Origin of the sequence: Pseudomonas sp. 50_B (assembly GCF_017491625.1) — a bacterium.
GTDB lineage: Bacteria > Pseudomonadota > Gammaproteobacteria > Pseudomonadales > Pseudomonadaceae > Aquipseudomonas > Aquipseudomonas danubii.
In genome coordinates this window covers 54,926-81,149 of sequence record NZ_JAFGYX010000005.1, presented here as the reverse complement: position 1 = coordinate 81,149, position 26,224 = coordinate 54,926, and the positions used below count along the sequence as shown (strand labels likewise).

Sequence of the window (26,224 nt, the reverse complement as noted above, 5' to 3'; positions counted from 1 at the left end):
CCCGTCGAAGCGCAGGCCAACAAGGCAGCAAAGTGCCCAAAACGCACCCCTTACACAACTCTCGGAGTTTGCCTACAACCTGCGCGGGAGTCATCCGCCATTACGCGGTCTTCAACGAGGCAACTGAGACCGCTGATGTAAAAAAGCCCCCGCAACCTCAAGGCTGCGGGGGCTTTTATGCGGCGAGGCTCAGCTCATTCTTGAGCGGTCGCCTGATCCTTGGCCTGGCGCTTTTCGATGGCATCCACCAGGCGCTTGGCCAGTGCCGGGTAGTTCTCATCGAAGTGATGGCCGCCCGGCAGCTTCATGGCTTCACCGACCGCAGTCTTGTCGGTGCAGCCGCTTTCGTCGACTTCTTCCTCACCGTAGATGCACACCACCTTGGCGGCGGGCAGCTTGGCCATTTCCGGGCCGGTGGCAGCTTCCTTGCCAGCATTGCCCAGCCAGCCTTCGACTTCGATCTCGAAGCTGCCGGTACGGGCGAAGGCCAGCAGGATAATGGCGTCGACCCGCTGCTGCTCGGCTTCCGGCAGGCGGTTGTAGATCGCCGGCAGCACGTCGGCGCCGAAGGAGTAGCCGGTCAGCACGAAGCGCTTGGTGCCCCACTTCTGCCGGTAGTGCTGCATCAGTTCGGTGAGGTCAACGGCGCTTTGCTCAGGCGTCTTGTGCTGCCAGTAGTAGCGCAGGGTGTCGATGCCCACCACCGGGTAGCCGATCTTGGCCATCTCGCCAGCCACGTCGCGGTCCAGGTCGCGCCAGCCGCCGTCGCCGGAGAGGAACAGGGTCACGGTGTCCTTGGCCTGGCCGGCCGGGACTTCCACCACGGGAATGTTCAGGCCGCCGTTTTCAGAACCCACCAGCAGCTTGCGCAGCTCGTTGTTCAGCACTTGGGGCAGGTGGATGTCGTAGTCGCTGATGCTGGTGGTGGCGTTGGGGGTATCACGCACGAAGCCGGCACTTTCGTCATCCGGGTTGTCGTTCCAGGCCACCAGCCAGTGGCCGTGGGCCAGGGTCTTGGGCAGTGGATCGGTGCAGCCGGGCGCCGGGTTGATGGTGAAGCCCACCGACACGGCCTGGGCCTTGTCGTCGTTCTGGGTGGCGACCCAGCGCCAGGCCAGGGCCGCGCCCGGGCCGATGCCGCTGACCAGGGTGGCCGGGCCGTTGAGCTGGGGCAGGGCGCTTTGCAGGGCTTGTTCCTGCAGTTTGCAATCGTCCTTGGGCAGGATCACCTGGACGATCTGCGCCGCGCCACTGCGGCTCAGGGCCAGCAGTTGTTTGTCGGTCAGGGTCGAATCAGGCAACACCGCCACCACCACCCGGGCCTTGGCCTTGGTGCCGGGGGTCACACGGGTCAGGGTCGAGCCGTCGGCCTGGGTCAGTTGTTCCAGGGTCGGTTCAGGGGCGGGGCGGTTCCACCACCAGTAGCCACCACCCGCAAGCAAAGCCAGTACCACCAGTGTGGCCAGCAGATACCGCCAAGAGCGTTGAATCATCAGCGTTTCACCAATCCAGTCAGGCCGCCTGCGATCAGGGCGGCGGTGTCGGCCAGTGCCACCAGCGGGTCGAGCCCGGCCGGCACGGCCATGTAACGGGGTTCCCAGTCGGGCTGGAACTTGTCTTTGAAGCGGCGCAAACCTTGGAAGTTATACAGTTGCTCGCCGCGGCGGAAGACCATCGAGCCGAGGCGTTGGGTCAGCGGCGCGCCACGCCGCGGTTGCAGGCCGGACAGCGGCACCATGCCCAGGCTGAAGCGGGCGTATCCATGATTTTTATAATGCTGGATCAGGCCGACCATCATGAACTCCATGGTCAGCTTCGGCGCGTCCGGGTGCGCACGCATCAAGTCGAGGCTGGCCAGGTCATGGCTGTAGGTCTCGAGCAGGTTGGCGAAGGCCACCGGGCGTCCTTCAAAACGGATGATCGCGATGCGGAAGTGCTTGAGGTAGTCGTCGCTGAAACGGCCCAGGGAGAAGCCTTTCTCGCGGACGTTCTTGCCGGTCAGCCAGGCATCGGAGATGACCTTCAGCTCATCCATCGGCGCTTGCCCGGGTTCGTGGATCTCCAGCGACAGGCCGTCGCGGGTGCCGCGGTTCCAGGTGTAGCGCAGGTCCTTCATCTCCTTGCCCTTGGCTTCCAGATCAAAGCGCTTGAGATCGACCCGGGCTTCTTCGCCGAGCTTGATCGCGGTCAGGCCGATGTCCATGTAGTAGGGCAGGTTTTCCGCCCGTACCTGGTAGAACACCGGGCGCGCGTGGTGCAGGTCGCACAGGTCGCGGAACTGCCAGATCATTTCCGCGCGCTGCTGGGTCGGGCCGATGGGGTCGTACAGCGCCACCAGGCTGCGGCCGCGGCGAGCGTACATCAGGAAGGCATCGTCGTTGGGGTGGAACAGCAGCGCCTTGTCACCGGTCAGGGCCAGGCCACCATCGGGTTGGGACGAGGCCATGAGGATCTTCGCAGCCTTGTCCAGCTCGTCGCTGGTGGGCAGGTGGATGACCGGGCGTGCGGTACGCAGCAGCCAGGTCAGGGACACCACCAGCAACAGCACCGCAGCCCCCAACAGCGAACGCAGGCCCCGAGGGGCGTCGGCGTCGAGGGTGAACTGCCACCACAGTTGATGGCTGTAGGGCACGTCCTGATAGGCGAACAGCAGCAGCCAGGTGGAGGCGCCGAGCACGCAGACGCTGGCCACCAGGTACAGCGGCGAGAAGGGCAGTTCGGTGAGGCGGCTGGGGCGATAGAACGAGCGCCGGAACACGGCCAGCAGGCTGGCGGTGAGGGTCATCAGGCAGGCTTCTTCCCAGTCAAAGCCTTTAAGCAGCGAGAGCAGGGCGCCCACCAGCAACAGAATGGTGGTGAGCATCCAGGCGGCGGAGAGGCGCCGGCGCAGGCCTTGGGCCAGCAGCAGGCAGAGCACGCCGATCAGGCTGGCGCCGAAGTGCGAAGCGTCCACCAGGCGGTGAGGAATCAGGAAGCCGATGTGTTGCAGGCGGGTATCGATTTCCGGGGTGGCGCCGGAGAACAGCAGCACCACGCCGGAGAGAAACACCAGCACCGCCAGGATCGGCGCCGCCAGGCCGGAAGCTACCCGCAGGGATTGTCGGGTCTGGAACAGGCGCTGGGCTTCGTTGATCAGCAGCAGGACGCAGGCCACCAGCATCGGCAGCACCACGTAGATCAGGCGATAAAGCAGCAATGCGGCCGCCAGGGGCGCGGCCCCGAGCTTGTCGGCGAACGCCGCCAGCAGGATGGCTTCGAACACCCCGACGCCGCCGGGGACGTGGCTGAGCACACCGGCGGCCAGGGCCAGCAGGTACACCAGCAGGAAGGCGCCGAACGGCGGCGCTTCGGGCAGCAGCAGGTAGAGCACGGTGGCGGCTGCGGCGACGTCCAGGGCGGTGATGATCAGTTGCAGGAAGGTCAGGCGCCGTCCAGGCAGGCGCAGGGTGCGGCGTCCGACCCGGACCAGCAGGTTGTCGCGCAGAGGCTGCTCTGGCAGGCGTCGGCGATAGATGCCGACGGCCAGTACCGCGCCCAGCAGCAGGATAGCCAGGGCAATACCGCCCAGCAGGCTTTCAGGCAGGCGCAAGGCTGCCGAGGCTGCCGGCAAGTTACTCAAAGTGGCCAGGGCCGCCAGCGGTGGCAAGGCACACCCCAGAGAGAGGCTGGCAAACAGGGTCATGTGCGCGACGTCGGAGGCCCCCAGCCCATGACGTGCATACAGGCGATAACGTACCGAGCCGCCCGACAGCAGCGACAGACCGATGGCGTTGCCGATGGCGAAGGCGGTGAAGCCACCCAGGGCCAGGGTACGGCCGGGCAGGTTGACTCCGGCATAGCGGCTGGCGGACCACTCGTATCCCAGCAGAATGATGAAGCCGACGATGGTCGCGCCCAGGGCGCCGAGCAGGGCCGGCTTGGGCACTTCGAGGATCGAGTCGTGCAGGGCGTAGAAGTCCAGCTCGCTAAGCAGGTGACGGCAAGCGATCAGGGCAATGGCGAACAGCAGCAGCGTTATGGCCAGGCCCAGGGGTTGGCGGTACTTGCTCAACAGGTCCAGCCAGCGCAGGCGAGTGGTTGTCACAGGTTGAGTGGCGGTAGTGGTATCGCTGTCTTGCGAATCAGACGTGTTGGCGCGCATCAATCACCTCGTGGATTGTGCGCGACAGGATGGGGGTATCCGGCCAAGTTACCAATCCCTGTAGAAAAAATAGTTTCAAATATTAACGCGTCTCACCGTGGCCCGGCGACCCTGGGCGATGGCCGCCGGGTGGTTGCTCGAGACAGAGCATAGCTCGCATCTTGAAGGGTCGAAGCATCGCTAAAAGGCTCGCAACACTTTGCCAGGTCATTGTTGCGAAAGGACTTTTTCAACAGATACAAAAAAGGCCACTCTTTCGAGCAGCCTTTTTTGATGTTTGGTTGCGGGAGCCGGATTTGAACCGACGACCTTCGGGTTATGAGCCCGACGAGCTACCAGACTGCTCCATCCCGCGTCTGTGTGGCGGCATTCTACAGGCGAACGACTGAGTGTCAACCATTAATGGTTCGACAGGTCAAATAAACGTCGAATGGCCGGTTCTGTCTTTTAAGTCATCGACAGCTAAAGAGTTTTGCCGCTCTGGTGGTGAGTGCGTGAAGGGCAAAAACAGGCGCGCACAAAAAAGGCCACTCTTTCGAGTAGCCTTTTTTGATGTTTGGTTGCGGGAGCCGGATTTGAACCGACGACCTTCGGGTTATGAGCCCGACGAGCTACCAGACTGCTCCATCCCGCGTCTGTGTGGGCGGATTCTACAGCGTCGCTGGCGTCTGTCAATCACTAATTTTAAAAAAAGGCTTCTTGTTCAATCGCTTAGCGTGCTTCCAGGAGCGTTTTTCGAGGCTTGGGCCCAGGTAGACCGTGGCTTTCAGCTCTATGGAACGCTTGGTGCTCATTAAGAGAATAAATGTCTCATGGCGCTTTGCCGATTGATCCGAGATGCAAGGTACTGGTGCTATATACAGGTGCCGGTAGATACTAATCGTCCGCTTTGATTCCGACTTCAGCTTTTAATGATCTCTGCCTTTATATGATGCAGCGCAAAATCATCCACATTGACTGTGATTGCTTCTACGCCGCCATCGAAATGCGCGACGACCCGCAGCTGGCCGGCAAGCCGATGGCAGTGGGCGGCTCCGCGGATCGACGGGGGGTGATTGCGACCTGCAACTATGAGGCGCGGGCCTATGGCGTGCGCTCGGCCATGTCGTCGCGGCACGCGTTGACCCTGTGCCCGGACCTGGTGATCGTCAAGCCGCGCATGGATGCCTATCGCGAGGCGTCGAAAGAGATTCATACGATCTTTCGTGATTACACCGAGCTGATCGAGCCCTTGTCCCTGGACGAGGCCTACCTGGATGTTTCCGACAGTCCGAACTTCGCCGGCAGCGCCACGCGCATTGCCCAGGACATTCGTCGGCGGGTTTCCAATCAGTTGCATATCACGGTGTCGGCCGGGGTCGCGCCCAACAAGTTTCTGGCCAAGATTGCCAGCGACTGGAAAAAGCCCAACGGCCTGTTCGTGATCACTCCGGATCAGGTGGAGGATTTTGTCTCCGAATTGCCGGTGAGCAAGTTGCATGGGGTGGGCAAGGTCACGGCGGACAAACTGGGTCGCCTGGGGATTGTCGACTGCCTGCAGTTGCGCGACTGGAACAAGCTGGCTCTGGTGCGCGAGTTCGGCAGTTTCGGCGAGCGCCTGTGGAGCCTGGCCCGGGGGATCGATGATCGGCCGGTGCAGAATGACAGCCGGCGGCAGTCCATCAGCGTGGAAAACACTTACGACGTGGACCTTCCCGATCTGGATAGCTGCCTGCAGAAGTTACCGGAGCTGATGGAGACTCTGGCAGGGCGCATTGCGCGTATCGACAGCAGTTATCGGCCGGGCAAACCCTTCGTCAAAGTGAAGTTCCACGACTTTACCCAGACCACTCTTGAGCAGGCGGGGGCCGGACGGGATCTGGAGAGTTATCGGCAACTGCTGACCCAGGCCTTCAAGCGTGGCGGTAAGCCAGTGCGGCTCTTGGGAATTGGCGTGCGATTGCAGGATCTACGCGGTGGTCACGAACAGCTGGAGCTGTTTCGGGGTGTGTTGTAGGCGCTGGCAGGCTGGCGAATTGGGCGTCGCGATCGATCCGCGGCGTGACATTCGCCAGCCTGCCGGCTCCTTGTCAATCAGTGACCGGGATCGGCGACCAGGCGGCCGGCGTTCTTGGTCAGGGACTTTAGAAACTCGCTCTGCAGTTCCGGATCGTTGCGTGTTAGCTCGATCAGGCTCTGCTCCAGCTCGCTGGCCTCTTCTTCCAGACCCAACTCCGACAGGCGCTTGACCCGGTGTACCCACTGGCTTACTTCGTCATCTTCCAGATCGTCGTAAATCAGTGCATGGGCTTCCACCAGCTTGCCGCGCAGGCTGCTGCTCAGGCTCAGGGACGAGTCGGAATGCACTTCGTCCTGAGCATCCTCGACACTGATCTGCAACTTGCCGATGTGGTTCAGGTCCTGTTCGGAGAATGGCGCGTCCAGCAGGTTCAAGCGCAGCACGCCATTACGATCGGTGCTCATGTCGTAGGTTTGCTTACCGGCCTTGACCTGCACCGGGCGCTCGCTCCAGGGCAGGCTCGAATACTCCAGGCGCTTGTCACGCTGGACTTCATCGATGGCTGCCAGGTTCTGCTGGGCCCGACCGTGGGACGGCATGTTCATGAACGGGTTGAGCCCGGACACGCCATAGCTGACCCAGTCCTTGGTGACGCTGTCCGGCAGGTTGCCCAGGGCAAACACGTTGACCACATTGGCGCCGACGCCGGCCACCAGGGCTACCGCGCCCAGCGGGATCTCGTAGATTTCCCGCCAGGGTTGATAAGGCGTATAGCGATCGTAGCGCCGAGTGACCTCGAACTCGGTCACTTCGAAGGTCTTCTGCTCGTGGATGCGTACCCGGCGTTGCGGCAGCTCAAGCACCTTAGGCTCACCGACATCGATCTGCAGGCTGTGGTCGAGCAGTTTGCGCTCGACGCGTTCCTCGTGTTCGCTGCGTTGCGACATCTGGTTGGCGCAGCCGCTGACCAGCAGGGCGCCGCATAGAGCGGCGCCCCCGAGGCTTAAGGTGTTTCGCTTGAACATGACTTCTCTATCTGGTTTCAGCGACGGATACGGGCTTGGAGGAAGGACAGGACGTCGGCCACGGGCAGCGCTTGTGCCTGGGCTTCGGTACGGCTCTTGTATTCCAGGTTGCCTTCGGCGAGGCCGCGGTCACTGACCACGATCCGGTGAGGAATGCCGATCAGCTCCATGTCCGCGAACTTGATGCCCGGGCTGGTTTTCTTGTCGCGGTCGTCCAGCAGCACTTCGAAACCGGCGGCAGTCAGTTCTGCGTAGAGTTTGTCGGTGGCTTCGCGAACCTGCTCGGTTTCGTAGCGCAGCGGTACCAGGGCGATCTGGAACGGCGCCAGGGTATCGCTCCAGATGATGCCGTTTTCATCGTTGTTCTGCTCGATGGCGGCCGCCACCACGCGGGACACGCCAATGCCGTAGCAGCCCATTTCCAGGGTCACTGGCTTGCCGTTCTCGCCCAGCACTTCGCACTTCATCGCCTTGCTGTACTTGTTGCCCAGCTGGAAGATGTGCCCGACCTCGATGCCGCGCTTGATTTCCAGGGTGCCCTTGCCGTCCGGGCTCGGGTCGCCGGCCACCACGTTGCGCAGGTCGGCAACAGTCGGAACCGGCAGGTCGCGTTCCCAGTTGACGCCGAAGTAGTGCTTGTCGTCGATGTTGGCACCGACGCCGAAGTCGCTCATCAGCGCCACCGAGCGGTCGATGATGATCGGCAGTGGCAGGTTCACCGGGCCCAGGGAGCCGGCGCCGGCGCCGATGGCGTCACGCAGTTCAGCTTCGGAGGCCATGACCAGCGGGCTGGCAACGCCAGGCTGGTTGGCGGCCTTGATTTCGTTCAGTTCGTGGTCGCCACGGATGATCAGGGCGATCAGCTTGCCGGCTTCTTCGGCATGCACCACCAGGGTCTTGACGGTCTTCTCGATCGGCAGGTTGTAGCCTTCCACCAGCTGGGCAATGGTTTTCGCGTCAGGGGTGTCAACCAGGCGCATCTCTTCGGTCGGAGCCGGGCGCGAGGTTTCGCGCGGCACGGCTTCAGCCTTCTCGATGTTCGCTGCGTAGTCGGAACCGTTGCTGAAGACGATATCGTCTTCGCCGGACTCGGCCAGTACGTGGAATTCGTGGGAACCGGCGCCGCCGATGGAACCATTGTCTGCTTCAACCGGGCGGAACTTCAGGCCCAGGCGGGTGAAGACGTTGCAATAAGCCTGGTGCATGCGGTCGTAGGTGACCTGCAAGGACGCCTGGTCGGCGTGGAAGGAGTAGGCGTCCTTCATGATGAACTCGCGGCCGCGCATCAGACCGAAGCGTGGGCGGATTTCATCGCGGAATTTGGTCTGGATCTGGTACAGGTTCAGCGGCAGCTGCTTGTAGCTGCTCAGCTCGTTGCGGGCCAGATCGGTGATCACTTCTTCGTGGGTCGGGCCGGCGCAGAAATCGCGACCGTGACGGTCTTTGAAGCGTAGCAGCTCAGGGCCGTACTCTTCCCAGCGACCGGATTCCTGCCACAGCTCAGCCGGTTGAGTGCTCGGCATCAACACTTCAAGCGCGCCCGCGGCGTTCATTTCTTCGCGAACGATGGCTTCAACCTTGCGCATCACTCGCAAGCCCATCGGCAGCCAGGTGTACAGGCCGGAAGCCAGTTTACGGATCATGCCGGCGCGCAGCATCAGCTGGTGGCTGATCACGACCGCGTCGGAAGGCGTTTCTTTCTGTGTGGCGAGCAAATATTGACTGGTACGCATGGTAGGCCGTTGTCGGTTGCTTAGACTGGAAGTGACGGAGCATTGTACGGGCGAGTTCCGCTGGCGTACAGGATTGCGCTTTGAGGGGACGGGAGCCGCGGAGAAAAGCCGCAACTCCCGGGATTTTCTAGGATTCCTCGCCCACGACAGCGCCCTTGGCGGGCTGCTCCGACGGGTCTTTCGGTCCGTCGCGGCGGCTCTCCTGGAACCAGTGAATGGCGATCAGAATCAGGGTCGGCACCCCGAGTATTGCGGTGATGAGGAAGAAGTCGTGATAGCCGTATTTTTCCACCATGACTCCGGAATAGCCGCCGATCAGGCGCGGAAGCAGCAGCATGATGGAGCTGAGCAGGGCGTACTGAGTGGCCGAGAACTTGAGGTTGGTCAGGCTCGACAGGTAGGCGACGAAGGCGGAAGTGGCCATTCCCGAACTGAAATTGTCCAGGGAAATGGTGGCAATCAGCATTTTCAGGTTCGGGCCCATGTCGGCGAGCATGAGGAACAGCAGGTTGGTGCCGGCGGACGCGGCACCGCCGATGAACAGGATCGGCAGGATGCCGAAGCGCACGATCAGCAGGCCGCCCATGCCGGCCCCAAGCAGGGTCATGATCAGGCCGAAGATCTTGCTGACCCCGGCAATCTGGTCCTTGGTGAAACCCTGGTCGATATAGAAAACATTGGCCATCACGCCCATGACCGTGTCCGACATGCGATAGGTGGCGATCAGACCCAGTAGCAGGAAGGCTTGCCAGCGGTAGCGCAGGATGAAGTCGTTCACCGGGGTCAGCACCGGCGCCAGGCCTCGACGGCCCATCGCCGACAGGCACAGGGTGCTGAGGGTGATGTAGAGGATCGCCCGCAGGAAGGCCCGGTCTTCCAGCAGCAGGTCCAGCAGGCTGACGCCGTCGAAGATCACGCTGGCGAAGTCGGTGTTGTACAGCTGGGTAAAGGTGGCAGGCACTGAAACCAGAAGCACGATCAGGACGAACACCGAGATCAACTGGTGGGCGAAGCTGTAGCGCCCTGCCGACAGTTGAGTGCGCAATGGAACTGCTGGTTCACGCATCAGCAGGGTGGTGAGCAGTGCTGGAATCATCAGCACGCCGAACAGCACGTAGGTACCGGTCCAGGCCGAATGTTTGTAGCTGAAGCCGGTGGAGCCAAAGCCTTCGGCGAAGAACAGCGCGCCGGCGGTGGCCAGCAGTACCGCGACCCGGTAGCCGGACATGTAGCTGGCGGCCAGCGCGGCTTGTCGACTGTCGTCGGCGATTTCCAGGCGATAGGCGTCGATGGCGATGTCCTGGGTCGCCGAGGCAAAGGCCACGACCACCGCAATGGCGATCAACCAAGACAGGTGTTTTTGCGGGTCGCAGAAGCCCATGCCGATCAGGCCGAGAATCACCAGGACCTGGGCCAGTACCAGCCAGGAGCGGCGTCGGCCGAGCTTGCCTAATAGAGGCAGGCGCCATTGGTCGAGCAGTGGCGACCACACCCATTTAAAGGCATAGGCCAAACCGATCAGGCTGGCGTAGCCGATGGTTTCGCGGGCCACACCGGCCTCGCGCAACCACACCGAAAGAGTCGAGAACACCAGCATGTAAGGCATGCCGGCAGCGAAACCAAGCAGCAACAGCACGAGCGTCGAGGGGCTGGCATAGGCGGCAAGTGCGGCGCGCCAGGTTTTACGGGGCATGGGCTGAAGTCTGCCTCAGATTACGGAAACAAAGCGCGCACTCTAACCGCTGTGCTCTACCGGGCGCCAGCCATGGCGCTGAATATCCACGCGATTGTTCAGGATAGACACGCCTTCGCCGCGCAGTCTGGCGCGCTGCTCGTCGCCTGATGGGCTACCGACGGGCAGGCTGATGCGGCCGCCAGCACCGAGTACCCGGTGCCAGGGCAGGCTGGTATCGGCGGGTAGCTGACTGAGGGTGCGTCCAACCCAGCGCGCGGCCCGGCCCAGGCCGGCCATTTCTGCCAGTTGGCCATAGCTGACGACCTTGCCTTCGGGGACTTGGGCCAGGGTCAGGTACAGCGCCGTGCGTCGGATTTGCGCGGGGTTTTGCGAGTCTTCGCCGTGTTCGGTCACATTCGCGGTTCCAGATCAATGAAGAGGCGTTGGTCGGTTCAGGGGATGAGGGGGGGATGCATATTGAACTCACTCTCAATACCCGGGTCAGTCCTGACTAAGGCGTGTTCAGCAGGAATAATGCCGTTTTTTTTCGCAAGATCGAGCCCTGTATTACCTATGTTGCCTAGAACGTTGTTGTGTTTCGCGGTGCTCAGCGCCTCCATGCCTGCTCTGGCCGATACCGTCTGGTTGAAGAACGGTGACCGGTTGAGCGGCAAGATCAAGGTTTTCGACGGCGGTAAGCTGTTGATCCAGACCGATTACGGTGGCGCCATTTCCATTGATTGGAAGCAGGTCAAAACCCTGGAAAGCGATCAGGAGTTGCTGGTCAAACAGGATGCCTACACCGGGGAAAAGGCCAAGTCGCTGCAGGCGGCGGAGGAGGGCAAGGTTGTCCTGGTCAACGGTGAGGCGCCCAAGACTGTGGAGTTGGCCAGTATCCAGCAGATCATGAAACCCAAGCCGCTGGTGGAGGATGTGGTCTGGAAGGGCAATGTCGACGTGGCCATGGATTACAAGCGTGCTGAAAAGGACACTGATGACTATGACATCGACTTCAAGACTTCGGCGCGCCATGGTGCTTGGCGTCACAACGCCCAGGGTGAGTACAACCGTGAGTTCCAGAATCAGGTGGTGACTACCGACAACTGGAATGCCGAGTACGCTCTGGACCGCTTCATTACCGAGAAGTGGTTCTGGGAAGGACGCCTGACCTACAAGCGCGACAAAGTAGAAGATCTTGCGCGGCAACGGGTGGTGGGTACGGGTCCCGGCTACCAGTTTTGGGACGATGAGCTGGGGGCGTTCTCCTTGGGCTCGCTGCTCAACCGCACGGATTACGAGTACGCCGATGGCGGTACGGACAGCTTCTACTCACTGGCGATGAAGTGGGATTACAACCGTTACCTGATCGGCAAGCGGGTGGAGTTCTTCACTAATGGCGAAGTGGGCAGGCCGTTTTCCGGCGTCGCCGATTACGCGCTGGATGCGGAGATGGGGCTGCGCTACAAGGTCACGGACTGGGCGTCGCTCAACCTCAAGGCGGAAAAGGACCTGATCCGCGGTACCGAGGACAGCGACCTGGATAAGACCCGCTATACCGTGGGCTTTGGCGTGACCTGGTAACGGGGTACCAGCCAGGTGCATTCGCGAGGATGCGCCTTGGCTGCACGCCGCAATAACCTGCGGGCACAAAAAAGCCCCGCTGTTGAGGGCGGGGCTTTTTACTGGATCAGTACAAGTTAGATAACTTGAACTTCTTCAGCTTGCATGCCTTTCTGACCGCGGGTAGCGATGAAAGAAACCTGTTGGCCTTCTTTCAGGCTTTTGAAGCCGTCGGATTGGATAGCTTTGAAGTGTACGAACAGGTCGTCACCGGATTGTGGAGTGATGAAGCCGAAGCCTTTTTCATCGTTGAACCACTTAACGGTACCGGTTTGGCGATTAGACATGGTGTATCTCCTTGGACAAAGTTAACTGCGACTCAGGAAAAGCCCTGGCCGAGACTGAGTGCAAAGAGCAGGAAAAATTCTTGGAGATGGTTGGATCGAAATTCAACATCGTGTAGAGATTCTCAGTGACACAAGCAGCACAGTGGCGCCACCTTAACCCTTTTTCCTGAACGTGCCAATGGCTAGGGCCAAGGTTTCTCGGTTTTCGTGACTGACGGCCCGTCGTTCGTCGCCGAACCCTTGAAAATCCTGGTGTCAGGCGAGAAAAACGTCCCGGACTTTGAACCCGACCCCGCGCCCCGGTAAGATGCCGGACAGAATTTTTTCACCTCGTTATTTCAGGACACCCGCCATGAGCATCAAATCGGACAAGTGGATTCGCCGCATGGCGCAAGAGCACGGCATGATCGAGCCCTTCGTAGAGCGCCAGATGCGTGGCGAAGGCCCGGATCGGCTGATCTCTTTCGGGGTGTCGAGCTACGGCTACGATGTGCGTTGCGCCGATGAATTCAAGGTGTTCACCAACATCAATTCGGCCACCGTCGACCCGAAGAACTTCGATGAAAAGAGCTTCGTCGACATCAAGAGCGACGTCTGCATCATCCCGCCAAACTCCTTCGCCCTGGCCCGTACCGTCGAGTATTTCCGCATTCCGCGCAACGTGCTGACCATCTGCCTGGGCAAGAGCACCTATGCCCGTTGCGGCATCATCGTCAACGTGACTCCGCTGGAACCCGAGTGGGAAGGCCACGTGACCCTGGAGTTCTCCAACACCACCACCTTGCCGGCCAAGATCTACGCCAATGAAGGCGTGGCGCAGATGCTGTTCCTGGAGTCGGACGAAGAGTGCGAAGTTTCCTACAAGGACCGTGGCGGCAAATACCAGGGCCAGCGTGGCGTGACCCTGCCGCGTACCTGATTGCGTCCGTCTGACAAATAGCGGGAATTCCTGAGCACACCCACACTCTATTGGGTGTATTTCCGGTATGCGCAAGGCGTACCGGGCACAGCTCAGGAGTGCCCCATGAAGATAGATCCGCGAATCAGCGCCACCTTGGCCAGGCTGGAACCCAATCAGGTTGGGGTATTGGCCTGGACCCTGCTGGCACATCCGCCTGTCAACATGGCAGGCGGCATTCCCGGTCAGCCCGACCCTGACTCTCCGCAACCCCCAGAACCTACCGAACCTGGTGAGCCCACTTTGCCGGACGAGCCGCCGCCCGCGCCTGTGGCTTGAACTCACTGGATACCGTCAGTCGCCCCGTCCGCGACAATCTTGCGCGGACGGTGGCGTTCTACGCGGCCGCTACTTCAGATTGCCACTGAGAAACTGCTGCAGGCGCTCGCTTTTCGGGTTGCCCAGCACCTCCTCAGGAGCACCTTCCTCCTCCACCAGACCCTTGTGCAGAAACAGCACCTGGCTCGACACCTTGCGGGCGAAGCTCATCTCGTGGGTGACCATGATCATGGTCCGGCCTTCCTCGGCCAGGCCCTGGATCACCTTGAGTACCTCGCCCACTAGCTCCGGGTCCAGGGCTGAAGTGGGTTCGTCGAACAACATGACTTCCGGCTCCATGGCCAGTGCCCGGGCGATGGCCACTCGCTGCTGCTGGCCGCCGGAGAGGAAGGCCGGGTACTGGCCAGCGACGCGGGCCGGCAGGCCGACCTTGTCCAGATAGCGCCGGGCCCGTTCTTCGGCGTCCTTGGTACTGACTCCCAGCACCCGACGCGGGGCCATGGTGATGTTCTCCAGCACCGTCATGTGGCTCCACAGGTTGAAATGCTGGAACACCATCGCCAGGCGTGTACGAATCCGCTGCAGCTCGGCAGGATCGGCCACGTGCATGCCGTGGCGATCGCTGACCATGCGGATCGGCTGGCCATCCAGGCTCATGGCGCCGTCGTCCGGGGTTTCGAGAAAGTTGATGCAACGCAGAAAGGTGCTTTTGCCCGAACCACTGGCGCCGATCAGGCTGATCACGTCACCGGTCTTGGCCTTCAGAGACACTCCTTTGAGCACTTCATTGTCGCCATAGCATTTATGCAGGCCTTCAACGGTCAGTTTGTACATGGGGCTTGCATCCTCAAGGCGAAAGTAGATAGCCGCTGCGATAGGCCTCGCGGCCGGCGACATGAGCGATCACCATGCCGGCGGTGGCCATGCGCCGCAGCGAGCGGGCATACAGGAGCCCGGCATTGTTGCAATGGATAGGGGTAACCCGGTCATGGATCGGGTCGATGATTTCAGCCACCAACTGCCCGGCCTCCAGGTATTCCCCCGGTAGCGCAGCGAACACCAGCAGTCCGCCCACCGGCGTCGCCACCGGTTCGACCGCCGCCAGCGGCGTGGCCGGAAAGGGCAGCTCAGGCAGCGGCGGAACCTCGCCTGCGATGGCGCCGAAGCGGGTCAGGTAGTCCAGCATGGCCTGGCAGTCGAGGCTGGCCAGGCCGTGGTTGACGTCGCCCTGGCCACGCAGCTCGACCGTGACCGCAAAGCAGCCCGAGGGAATGGCGAAGTGTTCGCCGAAGCGCTGTTGCAGTTGCCACCACAGCAGGCTGAAGCACTCGTCGAACGACCAGGCCGCGGAGTCGGTGGCCAGCAGGCAGGCTTCGGCGCCGAGGTAGCGGGCCAATGGCTCTACCTGGGGCCAGGCCTCGGGGGTGGTGTACAGGTGCGCCACGGCTTCGAAGTCGCAGTGCAAGTCCAGCACCATGTCGGCGTCGCAGGCCAGCCGTTGCAGGGCCAGTTGCAGGGACTGCAATTGAGTCTGTGGTCGTTGACGGCTCAGGGCATCGATCAGGTGTCGGCGGATCAGGTCGAGGTTGTGCTGCGGATCGTGAGTGAGCAGCCCTTCGATGGCGTTGCCGACCTCTTCACTGAGGTCGACGAAGCCGCGATTGAAGTTCTGCCCGCTTTCCAGCTGGTAGCGCCCCAGTGGAACGTCCATCAACACCTGTTCCAGGCCGACCGGATTGGCCACCGGCACCAGGACTATTTCATGCAACAGGCGACCGGCGGCTTCCAGCTCCGTCAGGCGCTGCTTGAGGTGCCAGGCCACCAGCATGCCGGGCATTTCATCGGCATGCAGGGAGGACTGGATGTAGACCTTGCCTTGGGCCTGGGCGGGGCCGAAATGAAAACTGTGGACCTGGCGCGCGGTGCCCGGCAGCGGAGCGAGCAGGTCGTGGATCTCGTGGCGCATTGATGATTTCCCGGCAGCAAGTCCTAGTGGGTCGGCCCGAGGAAGGCCAGCCAGCGGCGTTCAGCGAGACGGAACAGGCCCACCAGGGTGAAGGTCACGCACAGGTAGATGATGGCGGCGATACCGAACGACTGAAACGTCAGGAAGGTCGCCGAGTTGGCGTCCCGGGCGATTTTCAGGATGTCGGGAATGGTCGCGGTAAAGGCCACCGTGGTGGAGTGCAACATCAGGATCACTTCGTTGCTGTAGTAGGGCAGCGAGCGGCGCAGGGCCGAAGGCATGATCACGTACGCATACAGCTTCCAGCCGCTCAAACCATAGGCCTTGGCTGCCTCCACTTCGCCGTGGGCCATACTGCGGATCGCCCCGGCGAAAATTTCCGTGGTGTAGGCGCAGGTATTCAGGGCAAACGCGAGGATGGTGCAGTTCATCGCATCACGGAAAAACGCATCCAGCAGCGGTTGCGCGCGGATCGCGGCGATGCTGTAGATCCCGGTGTAGCAGATCAGCAGCTGAATATAGAGCGGTGTGCCGCGAAACAGGTAGGTGTAGAACTGCACCGGCCAGCGGATGTAGCGCTTGGGCGAGACCCGGGCGATGGACAGCGGGATCGACACCAAAAAGCCAATGCAGATCGAGGCCGTGAGCAGCCACATGGTCATGGCCAGCCCGGTCATGTGGTAACCGTCGCTGTAAAGGAAGGGACGCCAGTATTCCTGCAGGAGTTCGATCATCGCACGGCCTCCCGGGCGCCGGCGGCATAGCGCCGTTCAAGCTTGCGCAGGACGAAGTTGGAGGCGCTGGTGATCAACAGGTAGATCAGTGCCGCCAGGACCAGGAAGTAGAACAGCTGATAGGTGCTCTTGCCGGCATCCTGAGCGGCTTTGACCAGATCGGCCAGGCCGATGATCGACACCAGGGCCGTGGCCTTGAGCATCACCATCCAGTTGTTGCTGATGCCCGGCAGGGCAAAGCGCATCATCTGCGGGAAGACCACGAAGCGAAAGCGCTGGCCGCGCTTGAGGCCATAGGCGGTGGCCGCTTCTACCTGGCCCCGGGGCACGGCGAGGATCGCCCCGCGAAAGGTTTCGGTGAAATAGGCGCCATAGATGAAGCCCAGGGTGATCACCCCGGCGCTGAAAGGGTTGATCTCGATGTATTCCCACTCCATGAAGTCGGTGAAGGAGGTCAGCCAGGTCTGCAGGCTGTAGAAAATCAGCAGCATCAGCACCAAGTCCGGCACCCCGCGGATCAGGGTGGTATAGAGCTGGGCGGGGACCCGCAGCAAGGCGACGCTGGAGAGTTTGGCGCTGGCGCCGAGCAGGCCGAGCAAGACGCTGACCAGCAGCGACAACACCGACAACTTGATGGTCATCCAGGTGCCTTCCAGCAGCAGAGGGCCGAAACCCTTCAGACTGAAGGCGGAAAGCCCCAGGTTTTTTAGAAGTTCTTCGAGCATTGATCAGTGACCCGTGGCGATAAAAAAGGCGCCCATCGAGGATGGGCGCCGGCAGGTTATTTACCGCTGTAGAGGTTCAGGTCACCGAAGTGCTTTTTCTGGATGGTGGCGTAGGTGCCATCATCGTGTAACGCTTTGATACCTTTATCCAGGAGCGCTTTCAGCTCTTTGTTACCTTTTGAGATACCGATGGCGGTCTTGGACGGCAGCAGTGGGTCATCCACCGGCTTGCTGACTTCGTAGTCCGCGCCCTGCGGCGATTTGAGGAAGCCCAGTTCGGCTTGCAGCATGTCCTGGATCGAGGCATCCAAGCGGCCGGAGGTCAGGTCGGCATAGACCTGATCCTGGTTCTGATAGGCCTGGGTCTTGACTCCGGCCTTGTCCAGCACGGCCTTGGCATAGGCTTCCTGAATGGTGCCCTGCTCATAGCCCACGGTCTTGCCCTTGAGCGAGGCGGTGTCTGCGCTCAAGCCCGAGCCTTTCTTGAACACGAACGAGGTGGGACCGGAGAACAGTTCGTTGGAGAAGTCGATGACTTTTTCCCGGGCTGCAGTGACGGTCATGGACGAGATCACACCGTCGAATTTATTGGCTTTCAGCCCGGGAATCATGCCGTCGAAGTCACTTTCGACCCATTTGCACTTGACCTTCAGCTCGGCACAGATGGCGTTGCCCAGGTCGATGTCGAAGCCCACCAGGCTACCGTCGGCGGCCTTGGACTCGAAGGGGGCATAGGACGGATCGACGCCAAAGCGCAGTTCCTTGTATTCCTTGGCCAGCGCGGAGCCGGCAGCCATGCACAGAGCCAGTGCGGAAAGGGTCAGCAATGCTTTTTTCATTATTCAATCCCTAAGAACCAATATGAGCGCTTGTGGCGCATGAGTACTGTTACTGGAACGCATAAGACTTATTGAAAGTAGCAATTTCCGAACCAGAGCCCCGAACAAGTGTTTTAAAAGCAGTTGGCAACACTTGGGCAAGGCCTGTTGTGCACTGAAAGGAGGCGTGTGGGCGGCGCGGCGCCAAGAGGGGGCGGCAATGCTGGGGAGCGGATTACGAGGCGCTGCAGAGCGGATGTCCGCTGGTTTGGGCGCTGGCGTCTGCAGAGCGGAGTGATCGTTATGAGGCGACACCGCTGGCGCAGGATGCGCCAGCGGTGTCGGCCGGGGAGGTTACTTGCCCGGGACCAGGGTCAGGCGGGTCTTGCCGTAGCTGCGTTCGAAGTTCTGCGGTTGCATCGGGAAACTCAGGTACTGGGCCTTGAGCCAGCCGTCGATGCCATTGGCGTAGTTCGGGCTCACCGGGTTGCTGGATTGGCCACTGCTGTTAAGGCCCATCAACGGCTCGCTCAGCGCGAAGTCGACGACGAAACGCAGGGCCGGGGTCGTGGTGATGGCAAAGTCCTGTCCCCAGCGATAGCCGGCGTTGTTGACGGTGTTCTGGTCGCCACCGGCCTGCAAGGGACCGCGTATCGCCTGGCCACTGCTGTTGGTCCAACGGTAGCTGTGCAACTTGCCCCACTGCCAGGCCTTGCGGTCCGTGCCCAGCAGTTGCTCGCCCGAACTGATGGCCGCCGCCAGGCTGCGGGCGATAATGGCCGGCTTGTCCTCTTTTTGCCCGTTACGCGAGTCGCCCCAGAACGGGCTGTCTTCTCGGCTCAGAAGATGGTCGGCCTGGGCCGAATAGGACAGGCCCGCATTGGCAACGAACGCCTGCCAGGCAATGCCGGGCTCCGGACCGAGCTGTTTGAGGAAGGTCTGCTTGGCGCTTTCCTGGAGGAACAGTTCGTAGAGCGCGGCGTCGGCAGAGCCGGCACTGAGCTTGCCGTCGAACGCCATCAGCCGGCTGTAGGCTTCACGGGCCTTGGCGCGGTCTGCATCGGGCAGGGCGTCGATGGCGTTTTTCAGCGGCTGGGCCATGCCCGGCGCCTCGAACATCAGCTTCAACTTGGCGGCGAACAGGGTGGTCTGGTCGTACTGCAGGGCAATCAGGCTGCGGTTGTCCTGCTTGCCGCCCGACAGCCATTGGCCGATGCGCTCGGCCCGTTCCGGAGCGTCCCAGGAGTTGGACAGCTGCATGCCGTAACCGCGGGGGATGACCCGCTGATTGGCGGTGGCGATCCAGCCTTGCGCCGGGTCCTGGTCATAAGGGTGGAGCATCGGGTCGGCGTAGCCATCCCAGTCATAGCGCCCGTCCCAGCCGGGAGAGGGCAGCAGGCCTTCGCCTTCGCGGCGGTTGGGGAAGCGCCCGGTGACCTGCCAGCCGATGTTGCTGGCATCGGCATAGACCATATTCAGGGCAATGGCGCGGATCTCACGGCTGGCGTCGGAGGCCTTCTCCACATTCTGGGCCCGTGACAGATCGAAGAACGCATCCAGGCTCCTGTCGTCCTTGAGCTCCGGCATTTGCAGCGCCAGGCCGTAGCCACTGGCCAGGGCATTGTTGGCGTTGATCCCCAGGGTGCTGTTGAGCAGCGGACCGTGGCGGGTTTCGTACACCGCTTCGCGAATTGGCCGCTGTCCTTTGATGAAGTAGGTCTCGTTGCGAACGATGACCGGCTGCCATTTTCCGTTGTTCTGGTAGTACAGAGCGTTGCCCTGGCGTTTGAGTTTTTCCAGGAACAGGTCCTGGTTATCGCCCATCGCCGAGCTCATGCTCCAGGCCAGCTTGCCGTTGAAGCCTTGCAGAATGGCCGGTAGACCAGCGATCGAAGCCCCGGCCGCCTGATATTTCGGCGCGCTGATCTGTACGTAGTACCAGGCGCCGATCTGGCTGTCGCTGGCCAGCAGGCTGCGACCGCTGCGAGCGCGCTGCGGGGCGACGGCCAGGTTGCTGCCGGCCGTGACACCCAGTGAGTTGAGGGTCGACATCTGCTTGACGGCCAGGCTGAGTTCGCTCAAGCCCGGCACATACAAGGCCAGCCCCTTGAGCTTGTCGGCCTCGGCCGTGGGCAGCGGTTCATCGGGGTAGCTCGGGGTCAGCCAGGGCAGTTTGTCGCTGCCGACCTTTTGTGCCAGTACCAGGCTGTTGATCTCTTCCAACAGATTGGCGGACTGGCCGAAATTCAGCAGGCAGAAAATCAGTGCCGAATCCTCGGCCTTCCAGTATTCAGGCATGTAGCTGCGGGCGGCCAGGTCTGGCGGCAGCTTGTCGCGGTAGCGGAACAGGTAGGCGTTGACGCCTCGAGCGTAGACCTCGAAGAAACGCTTGATCCGTGGTGATGAGGCCTTGTACAGCTCGTCGGCGCTTTTCTTCAGATTCACCGCGCGCATCAGGCGGTCGACTTCCAGCACCTCGGCGCCGGACATCTCCGCCAGGCGGCCCTGGGCCAGCAGGCGCAGGGTGACCATCTGCTCGATACGATCGCTGGCGTGTACGTAGCCCAGGGTGAACAGCGCGTCGTGGAAACTGTTGCTTTCGATCAGCGGTACACCGACGACGCTACGCCTGACCGAAACATTCTGCGCCAGGCCCTTGAGGGGCTGTACGCCGGAGGTGGGTGGCAGGCTGTTTTGAGAGTTCCAGGACTGGCAACCGGCCAGGCTGAGAGCACCGGCCACTGCCGCGGCAACGCCGAACCGGGGAAGAAAATGTGAGAGGGCTGGCGAGGCCATGGCAAAGCTCCTGCGGGGGGTAGCGTCGATAAAGGCGCTACGTTAGTGAGCAGGCGAGTGCCGCGCAAGCGGGGGCTGGAGGTATTTCTTGACCGCGCCACAAATAGCCAGCGCCGGAGCGCCGTCATCTGTCGTTTCATGCTCGACGATGGCACGACAGCAAGCGTCTGCATTAGGTCGTCCGGTGTGTAATGAGTGGCTTGCCTGTCACAGCAGGTGATGTTGAAGTTGGAAAATTCAATGATGCTCCAACGGAGAATGCTTCATGCCCATTCCGGCCGACACGGCGCTGCTAATCATCGATCAACAACAAGGCATCCTGCATCCCCGGCTCGGTCCACGAAACAATCCCGAGGCAGAGGAGCGGATGCTCGAGTTGCTGGCCCACTGGCGCTCCCGGGGTTGGCCGGTGATCCATGTGCAGCATCTGTCGCGCTCGACGGATTCGGTGTTCTGGCCCGGGCAGTCCGGCGTGGAGTTTCAGCCGCGTTTTCGTCCGCAAACGGGGGAGGGACTGATTCAGAAACAGGTGCCGGATGCCTTTTGTGGCACCTCCCTGGAGGCGGATCTGCGCCAGCAGGGGATCGGGCAGTTGGTGATAGTCGGTGTGGCCACCAACAACTCGGTGGAGTCGACGGCGAGAACCGCCGGTAACCTGGGCTTTGCGGTATGGGTGGTGGCCGACGCCTGCTTCACCTTCGACAAGCGCGACTTTGCCGGTCGAGCCCGTTCTGCCGAGGAGGTGCATGACATGTCGCTGGCCAACCTGCACGGCGAGTACGCCACGGTGTTGAACCTGGCGCAGCTTTTTTAGGAGAGGCCGGACGGCGACGTGCGCGGACAGGCCTCTTGCGCGATCAGATCAAGCGCCGTGGCACTTCTTGAACTTCTTGCTGCTGCCGCATGGGCAAGGATCGTTGCGGCCAACGTCTTTCAGCGCGTTGCGCACGGGTTCCTGGTGGGCGTGGTTGCAGTGCGGACCGTGAACATGGCCATGGTCATGATCGTGGTGGTCATGATCGTGGTTGCAGTCCGGGCCATGGACATGAGGTTGCTGGGTCATTGCGGGTTACTCCGGGATAAAATCGCCGGGAATTATCACGCCATTGCGCTTCAGGTGCACGTCCTGGCCGATGAATAATCCGATTTCCAGCTCCCCTTCGAGGCGATAGGGGATCGGCCGTTCGGGCTTGCGCAACAGTTTCACCACATCCCGGATCTGCGGCCAGAGATTGGTGCGCACCGGCACTTTGAAATAGCGGCTGCTGTGGGGCGTGACGGTGAACCAGTGTTCATGCTCGCCCTCGCTGAGCAGAAAACGCTCCAGGTAGACCCGGTAGGTCAAGCGGCGCACAGTCAGGTCGCTGTCATTGGGATTGTCGACCCGCAGGTGCAGGGTGAAGCGCTGCTCCAGCAGGTTGGCCTTGACCACCTCGACCTTGACCAGGTGTACCGCAGGGGCCAGGTCCTCATCGGTGAACCAGGAAGCGCATCCCGACAGGCTCAATAGTCCGAACAGGCAGACGGCCCGTAGTGCGCGCAGTTCACCGATCATTGCAAGACTCCCTTTGAACCCCCTGTACCCGTCCTGGGCATGGGGTGCCTGGCCTGCAAAGGCTCAGCGTGTGAAATAGCCGGCGCAGCACTTCTTGAATTTTTGCCCGCTACCACAGGGGCAGGCGTCGTTGCGTCCGGCATTCAAGGGCACGGTGGGGTCGATGAAATACCAGCGTCCATGATTCTGCACGAAGGACGAGCGTTCGCGATGGCTGTGTTCGCCCTGGTTGTCATGCCAGCGCGCAGTGAAGGTGACGAAGGCATGTTCGGGCTGACCGCCGAAGACCTCCGAGCTTTCTACCTCCAGCCCCAGCCAGGTGCTTTGTGCGCTCCAGTCACTGATGGATTGGCGATCCAGGCCTGCCTGTTGTACGGGCAGTGTGGTGGCCAGCAGGTAGTCCACTTGCCCCAGCACATAGGCGCTGTAGCGCGAACGCATCAGGGCTTCGGCGCAAGGGGCGGGATGACCGGCGTGGTAGTGGCCGCAGCAGGCGTCCAGCAGGTTGCCGCTGCCACAAGGACAAATCGAGGCGCTCATTGTGTTACCACCAATACTTTCCAAAGTTTTCCGGGTTCGCCCAGAAGCGAGCGTTGAGCCAGTCGGGCACTTGTTTGTATTCAAGCAGATCATAGGTAAACAGGGTCAGCACCTGTTCGTCCCGCTGGAAGCGTTCACTGGCCTGCAGCGCCAGTGAGAAAAAGTCGGTCTCCTGCCAGCCGCAGGCACTCAGGTCGGCCAGTACGGCGATTCGGCTGGCATTGAGGTTGCGAATACCCCCAAGCAGGTTCAGGCCATCGCGCTTGGGCAGATGCTCCAGGCAATCCACCGCCAGGGCCAGGTCGAAACGCCGTGCAGCCAGCTCCGCAGGCAAGGGGCCGGGGGCCGCCTGAGCCACCTCGGTAGCGGGATGAGCCTCCTTGAATGCGGCCAGGGCGGGGAAGTCGCTGGCGCCGATCAGCAGCAGCTGTTGGGGGGCGTAACGGTCCAGCAAGGCCGCCAGAGCCTGCTGGGGGGTACGGGTAGAAATGCCGGCGCTCATTGTCGCTCCTCGATCAGAACGCCCAAGACTAGCGTGCTGGCACCCTCGGGCCTAGAGCGGTTCGCCACTAAATCGGCGAACCTCCCGTATTTACGGGGCGAAATCACTGATAGCCCGGTGCTGGCGCAGATGAAATGCGCAGTCTTTACTCCGTGAATCGGCCTCGAGCCGATCCCTCAGGAGAAATCAGATGAGCATCATTCGGACGGCAGTACCCTTGGTTCTGTTAACCAGTGTGTTGACTGGTTGTGCAGGTTTGCAGAAAACCGACTGGCCAACCTGTGCCGCAGTCGGCGGCGTCACGGGCGCGGCGTTGGGCGCCACCGAAAGCGCCTCGTGGGCGGGTGGTGGCGCACTGGTGGTTGGTGGTCTGGCAGGTGCCTACTGCTGGGTAAAAGGCGATGGCGACGAAGACGGCGATGGCGTGCCGGACAGCCGCGACAAGTGCCCGCATACCCCCAAAGGTGTACAGGTCGATGCCAACGGTTGCCCACCGCCGCCACCGGTGGTGGAAGAAGTCGTGGTGGTCAAGGAGGAAACCATCGTCATCCGCGATGTCTACTTCCATTTCGACTCGGCCAAGTTGACCGACGCCGACAAGACCAAGCTCAACACCATCGTGAGCCGCCTGAAACAGGAAGCGCCGACTGCACAGCTACGCGTGACCGGACACACCGACAGCGTCGGCAGCGATGCCTACAACCAGAAACTCTCGGACAAGCGTGCCCACTCGGTCGTGGACTATCTGATCAGCAACGGCATCCCCCGCAACAGTTTCGTGTCAGTGACCGGAGCCGGTGAAAGCAAGCCGGTGGCGGACAACAAGACGGCCGCGGGCCGGGCGATGAACCGTCGTACGGAGATCCAGATCAACCGCTGAAACCCTTTGCCTGCGCGGCTTGTGCAGCCGTCGATGGCAGTCTTTACTCCTGTGTGACCGGTCTTGCCGGTGACACAGGAGCATTCATGATGAACCTTCTTCCTCGGGCCGTTTTCCCGGTCCTGTTGCTCGGCGGCCTACTGACAGGTTGCGCAACCCACAGTGATGGCACTGCTCCCCTCAACCAACGCACCTGGCCCCTCTGTAGTCTGCTCGGCGGGCTGGCCGGCGGTGGCTTGGGAGCGATCGAGAGTGGTAGTTGGGCGGCTGGAGGCGCGGCCCTGGGGCTGATCGGTGGTGGCCTGATCTGTTACGCCCAGGATGGCGACGAGGATGGCGATGGGGTATTCGATCGTCGCGATCGTTGCCCGGACACGCCTTCCAACACGGCGGTGGATAATCGCGGTTGCCCGATGCCCGAGTATCCGGCAGTGGTCAAGGCGCCGGAGCCTGAGGTAGCAGCGCCTGCGGAAGTGATCACCCTCAGTGACCAGGGCAATGTGCTGTTCGCTTTCGACTCCGCGGAGTTGACCGCCGAGGCGCGTAACCAACTGCAGGGGCTGATGGCCAGGCTGGCCAATGCCGATGTGGTCAGCATCAAGGTGCTCGGGCATACCGACAGCCAGGGTTCCGATGCCTATAACCAGAAGCTCTCGGAGCGCCGCGCTAGCAGTGTCGTCACCTTTCTTGTTGGCCAGGGCGTGGCGTCGGAAAAAATCAGCAGCCAGGGCCTGGGAGAAAGTCAGCCGGTAGCGGATAACGACAGTGAGCAGGGGCGAGCGACGAATCGTCGCGTGGAGCTGCATCTCCAACGTTGAAACGAGTCGGTCCGGGTCGGCGATCCTCGCCGATCGGGCCGCTAAACAGACGCTTCGGGAAGAATTTTCATCGACCTCTGGCGTATCCCCGGGGTAAGTCGTTACTGTGCGCGCAAAGAATAATTCACAAGGGGAGCCTATGAAGGTCTTATGGGGGGCGGGGAAGTTTCTGACCTTGGTCTTTTGGCTGGTGGTGTTGATCAATCTGGTCAAGCCATTGATCAATCCGTTGCACCTGCTGGTCAACCTGGCGGGTAGCCTGTTGCTTTTGACCCATTTGCTGGAACTGCTGCTGTTCAATGGCAGCCTCAAGGAGCGTCCACATCCCTGGCGTGATCGTTTACACATCCTGCTGGTGGGGATCTTCCACCTGCAAACCCTTCCCGCTGCTGCTCCTGTTGCCGAGACCGACCATGCGTAAGCTTTGCCTGCTGGCCCTGTTCTGCAGTCCTCTGGCCGTGGCCCAGGTGGTCCAGGTTGAAACCAACTCCTTCATGCGCCTGCCCAATACCGCCAGCACCCTGCAGCTGGAGCGTCTGGATGTGGCGGACTACGGCACCTTGCTGATTCCGGCCAATGTCACCGAACTCAAGGTCGACGACCTGCATCTGGGACGTGACGCGCGGATCGCCATCGTGCCTACCGGGCAAAGCCTGCAACTGATTGTCCGCCATGCGCAGTTGGAGAGCGGCAGCCAGATCAACTCCCGTGGTGCACCGGGCACCTATGAGAAGGTGGCCAAGCCGGGGCGCGATCTGAACCTGCGAATCGAGTCCTTGAAGGCCGAGCAATTGTTCGTGGACGCCCGCGGTGGCAAGGGGGCTCCCGGTTACGTCGGCCTTGATGGGGCCAATGGCCAGGAGCCGGGTTGCACCTGGGGGCAGGCCGGGCGCGGTGCCGACGGTGACAACGGCGGTGACGGCCGGCCCGGGGCTTCGGGCGCCGAGGTCCGGCTGGAGTTGCCCCGTGATTACCCCAGCGAGCAGATCAAGGTCCTGGTCGATGGTGGCGCCGGCGGCCTGGCCGGTGCCGGCGGCAAGCCGGGGGCCGGGGGCAAGTCCAAGGGCTGCCTGGTCTACCGAACCGACGGCGGCAAAAGCGGGCGTCCCGGTGCTCAGGGGCAGCCGGGCCCTGTGGGCGAGGCGGGGTCACTGACGGTCCAGCGCTTGTAGT

General features: G+C 61.7%; 26 protein-coding genes and 2 tRNA genes. 9 read left to right on the top strand and 19 right to left on the bottom strand.

Annotated elements, in window-relative coordinates; translation table 11 throughout:
- Positions 1-194: 194 nt before the first annotated feature.
- The 4 genes from J5M73_RS08795 to J5M73_RS08780 form a co-directional block, all read right to left on the bottom strand.
- Complete coding sequence (locus J5M73_RS08795) at positions 195-1,493, bottom strand: AcvB/VirJ family lysyl-phosphatidylglycerol hydrolase (RefSeq protein WP_102861438.1); 1,299 nt, start codon at positions 1,491-1,493, stop codon at positions 195-197.
- Positions 1,493-4,141 (bottom strand): bifunctional lysylphosphatidylglycerol flippase/synthetase MprF, encoded by a 2,649-nt coding sequence (gene mprF, locus J5M73_RS08790; protein WP_102861439.1) that lies wholly within the window; start codon positions 4,139-4,141, stop codon positions 1,493-1,495. Before mprF ends, J5M73_RS08795 begins: the two co-directional genes overlap by 1 nt.
- Positions 4,142-4,419: 278 nt before the next feature.
- A tRNA-Met gene (locus J5M73_RS08785) sits at positions 4,420-4,496 on the bottom strand.
- A gap of 202 nt (positions 4,497-4,698) precedes the next feature.
- A tRNA-Met gene (locus tag J5M73_RS08780) sits at positions 4,699-4,775 on the bottom strand.
- Between the two features lie 294 nt (positions 4,776-5,069).
- On the opposite strand from J5M73_RS08780, the gene dinB reads away from it, so the two are divergent.
- Positions 5,070-6,137 carry a DNA polymerase IV gene (gene dinB, locus J5M73_RS08775; RefSeq protein ID WP_102861440.1) on the top strand — a complete coding sequence of 356 codons (1,068 nt, stop codon included), beginning with the start codon at positions 5,070-5,072 and terminating at the stop codon, positions 6,135-6,137.
- 77 nt (positions 6,138-6,214) lie between these two features.
- Here the strand turns inward: dinB and J5M73_RS08770 are convergent, their stop codons facing one another.
- The 4 genes from J5M73_RS08770 to J5M73_RS08755 form a co-directional block, all read right to left on the bottom strand.
- Complete coding sequence (locus tag J5M73_RS08770) at positions 6,215-7,165, bottom strand: hypothetical protein (RefSeq protein ID WP_102861441.1); 951 nt, start codon at positions 7,163-7,165, stop codon at positions 6,215-6,217.
- Between the two features lie 17 nt (positions 7,166-7,182).
- A complete protein-coding gene (locus tag J5M73_RS08765) occupies positions 7,183-8,898 on the bottom strand; it encodes a proline--tRNA ligase (protein ID WP_102861442.1) in 1,716 nt (571 codons plus the stop codon).
- A gap of 127 nt (positions 8,899-9,025) precedes the next feature.
- Entirely contained in the window at positions 9,026-10,591 is a 1,566-nt protein-coding gene (locus tag J5M73_RS08760) for an AmpG family muropeptide MFS transporter (RefSeq protein WP_102861443.1), read from the bottom strand.
- Between the two features lie 42 nt (positions 10,592-10,633).
- Entirely contained in the window at positions 10,634-10,987 is a 354-nt protein-coding gene (locus J5M73_RS08755; protein ID WP_102861444.1) for an MGMT family protein, read from the bottom strand.
- A gap of 159 nt (positions 10,988-11,146) precedes the next feature.
- Here J5M73_RS08755 and J5M73_RS08750 point away from each other — a divergent pair, with 159 nt between their 5' ends.
- Positions 11,147-12,154, top strand: coding sequence for a DUF481 domain-containing protein (locus tag J5M73_RS08750; protein WP_102861445.1), 1,008 nt, complete (start codon positions 11,147-11,149; stop codon positions 12,152-12,154).
- Positions 12,155-12,270: 116 nt separating this feature from the next.
- Here J5M73_RS08750 and J5M73_RS08745 read toward each other — a convergent pair whose 3' ends face one another.
- The gene (locus J5M73_RS08745; RefSeq protein WP_002554837.1) at positions 12,271-12,480 is read right to left on the bottom strand and encodes a cold-shock protein; all 210 of its coding nucleotides are present in this window, start codon (positions 12,478-12,480) and stop codon (positions 12,271-12,273) included.
- 352 nt (positions 12,481-12,832) lie between these two features.
- Here J5M73_RS08745 and dcd point away from each other — a divergent pair, with 352 nt between their 5' ends.
- Together dcd and J5M73_RS08735 are read left to right on the top strand one after the other, a co-directional pair.
- Complete coding sequence (gene dcd / locus J5M73_RS08740) at positions 12,833-13,399, top strand: dCTP deaminase (RefSeq protein ID WP_016965530.1); 567 nt, start codon at positions 12,833-12,835, stop codon at positions 13,397-13,399.
- A gap of 105 nt (positions 13,400-13,504) precedes the next feature.
- The gene (locus tag J5M73_RS08735) at positions 13,505-13,717 is read left to right on the top strand and encodes a hypothetical protein (protein ID WP_102861446.1); all 213 of its coding nucleotides are present in this window, start codon (positions 13,505-13,507) and stop codon (positions 13,715-13,717) included.
- Positions 13,718-13,786: 69 nt separating this feature from the next.
- Here J5M73_RS08735 and J5M73_RS08730 read toward each other — a convergent pair whose 3' ends face one another.
- From J5M73_RS08730 to J5M73_RS08705, 6 genes are all read right to left on the bottom strand, one after another.
- Positions 13,787-14,551 carry an ATP-binding cassette domain-containing protein gene (locus tag J5M73_RS08730; protein ID WP_102861447.1) on the bottom strand — a complete coding sequence of 255 codons (765 nt, stop codon included), beginning with the start codon at positions 14,549-14,551 and terminating at the stop codon, positions 13,787-13,789.
- A gap of 13 nt (positions 14,552-14,564) precedes the next feature.
- Positions 14,565-15,683, bottom strand: coding sequence for a succinylglutamate desuccinylase/aspartoacylase family protein (locus J5M73_RS08725; RefSeq protein WP_102861448.1), 1,119 nt, complete (start codon positions 15,681-15,683; stop codon positions 14,565-14,567).
- A 23-nt stretch (positions 15,684-15,706) separates the two neighbouring features.
- On the bottom strand, positions 15,707-16,417 hold the full coding sequence (locus tag J5M73_RS08720; RefSeq protein WP_102861449.1) for an ABC transporter permease: 711 nt from the start codon (positions 16,415-16,417) through the stop codon (positions 15,707-15,709).
- Positions 16,414-17,142, bottom strand: a complete 729-nt coding sequence (locus tag J5M73_RS08715) for an ABC transporter permease (protein ID WP_102861450.1) — start codon at positions 17,140-17,142, stop codon at positions 16,414-16,416. The genes J5M73_RS08720 and J5M73_RS08715 overlap by 4 nt, the downstream gene beginning before the upstream one ends.
- A 56-nt stretch (positions 17,143-17,198) precedes the next feature.
- On the bottom strand, positions 17,199-17,981 hold the full coding sequence (locus J5M73_RS08710) for a transporter substrate-binding domain-containing protein (protein WP_102861451.1): 783 nt from the start codon (positions 17,979-17,981) through the stop codon (positions 17,199-17,201).
- Between the two features lie 333 nt (positions 17,982-18,314).
- Positions 18,315-20,756 carry a penicillin acylase family protein gene (locus J5M73_RS08705; protein ID WP_102861452.1) on the bottom strand — a complete coding sequence of 814 codons (2,442 nt, stop codon included), beginning with the start codon at positions 20,754-20,756 and terminating at the stop codon, positions 18,315-18,317.
- Positions 20,757-21,021: 265 nt separating this feature from the next.
- Here J5M73_RS08705 and J5M73_RS08700 point away from each other — a divergent pair, with 265 nt between their 5' ends.
- On the top strand, positions 21,022-21,570 hold the full coding sequence (locus J5M73_RS08700; protein ID WP_102861453.1) for a cysteine hydrolase family protein: 549 nt from the start codon (positions 21,022-21,024) through the stop codon (positions 21,568-21,570).
- A gap of 48 nt (positions 21,571-21,618) precedes the next feature.
- Here the strand turns inward: J5M73_RS08700 and J5M73_RS08695 are convergent, their stop codons facing one another.
- From J5M73_RS08695 to J5M73_RS08680, 4 genes are all read right to left on the bottom strand, one after another.
- The gene (locus J5M73_RS08695; protein ID WP_007923047.1) at positions 21,619-21,819 is read right to left on the bottom strand and encodes an SEC-C metal-binding domain-containing protein; all 201 of its coding nucleotides are present in this window, start codon (positions 21,817-21,819) and stop codon (positions 21,619-21,621) included.
- A gap of 6 nt (positions 21,820-21,825) precedes the next feature.
- Positions 21,826-22,311: an LEA type 2 family protein gene (locus J5M73_RS08690; RefSeq protein WP_102861454.1), complete on the bottom strand. Its 486-nt coding sequence runs from the start codon at positions 22,309-22,311 to the stop codon at positions 21,826-21,828.
- A 63-nt stretch (positions 22,312-22,374) separates the two neighbouring features.
- On the bottom strand, positions 22,375-22,851 hold the full coding sequence (locus tag J5M73_RS08685; RefSeq protein ID WP_102861455.1) for a YchJ family protein: 477 nt from the start codon (positions 22,849-22,851) through the stop codon (positions 22,375-22,377).
- A gap of 4 nt (positions 22,852-22,855) precedes the next feature.
- Positions 22,856-23,353, bottom strand: a complete 498-nt coding sequence (locus J5M73_RS08680; RefSeq protein ID WP_102861456.1) for a DUF6231 family protein — start codon at positions 23,351-23,353, stop codon at positions 22,856-22,858.
- A 190-nt stretch (positions 23,354-23,543) separates the two neighbouring features.
- Between J5M73_RS08680 and J5M73_RS08675 the strand changes: the two genes are divergently transcribed.
- The 4 genes from J5M73_RS08675 to J5M73_RS08660 all read left to right on the top strand — a co-directional run bounded on the left by J5M73_RS08675 (position 23,544) and on the right by J5M73_RS08660 (position 26,223).
- Positions 23,544-24,233 (top strand): OmpA family protein, encoded by a 690-nt coding sequence (locus tag J5M73_RS08675; protein ID WP_102861457.1) that lies wholly within the window; start codon positions 23,544-23,546, stop codon positions 24,231-24,233.
- An 89-nt stretch (positions 24,234-24,322) separates the two neighbouring features.
- Positions 24,323-25,051 carry an OmpA family protein gene (locus J5M73_RS08670; protein WP_102861458.1) on the top strand — a complete coding sequence of 243 codons (729 nt, stop codon included), beginning with the start codon at positions 24,323-24,325 and terminating at the stop codon, positions 25,049-25,051.
- A 139-nt stretch (positions 25,052-25,190) separates the two neighbouring features.
- Positions 25,191-25,472 (top strand): DUF1145 domain-containing protein, encoded by a 282-nt coding sequence (locus tag J5M73_RS08665; RefSeq protein WP_102861459.1) that lies wholly within the window; start codon positions 25,191-25,193, stop codon positions 25,470-25,472.
- The gene (locus J5M73_RS08660; RefSeq protein WP_102861460.1) at positions 25,465-26,223 is read left to right on the top strand and encodes a hypothetical protein; all 759 of its coding nucleotides are present in this window, start codon (positions 25,465-25,467) and stop codon (positions 26,221-26,223) included. Before J5M73_RS08665 ends, J5M73_RS08660 begins: the two co-directional genes overlap by 8 nt.
- The last annotated feature ends 1 nt before the right edge of the window (position 26,224 follow it).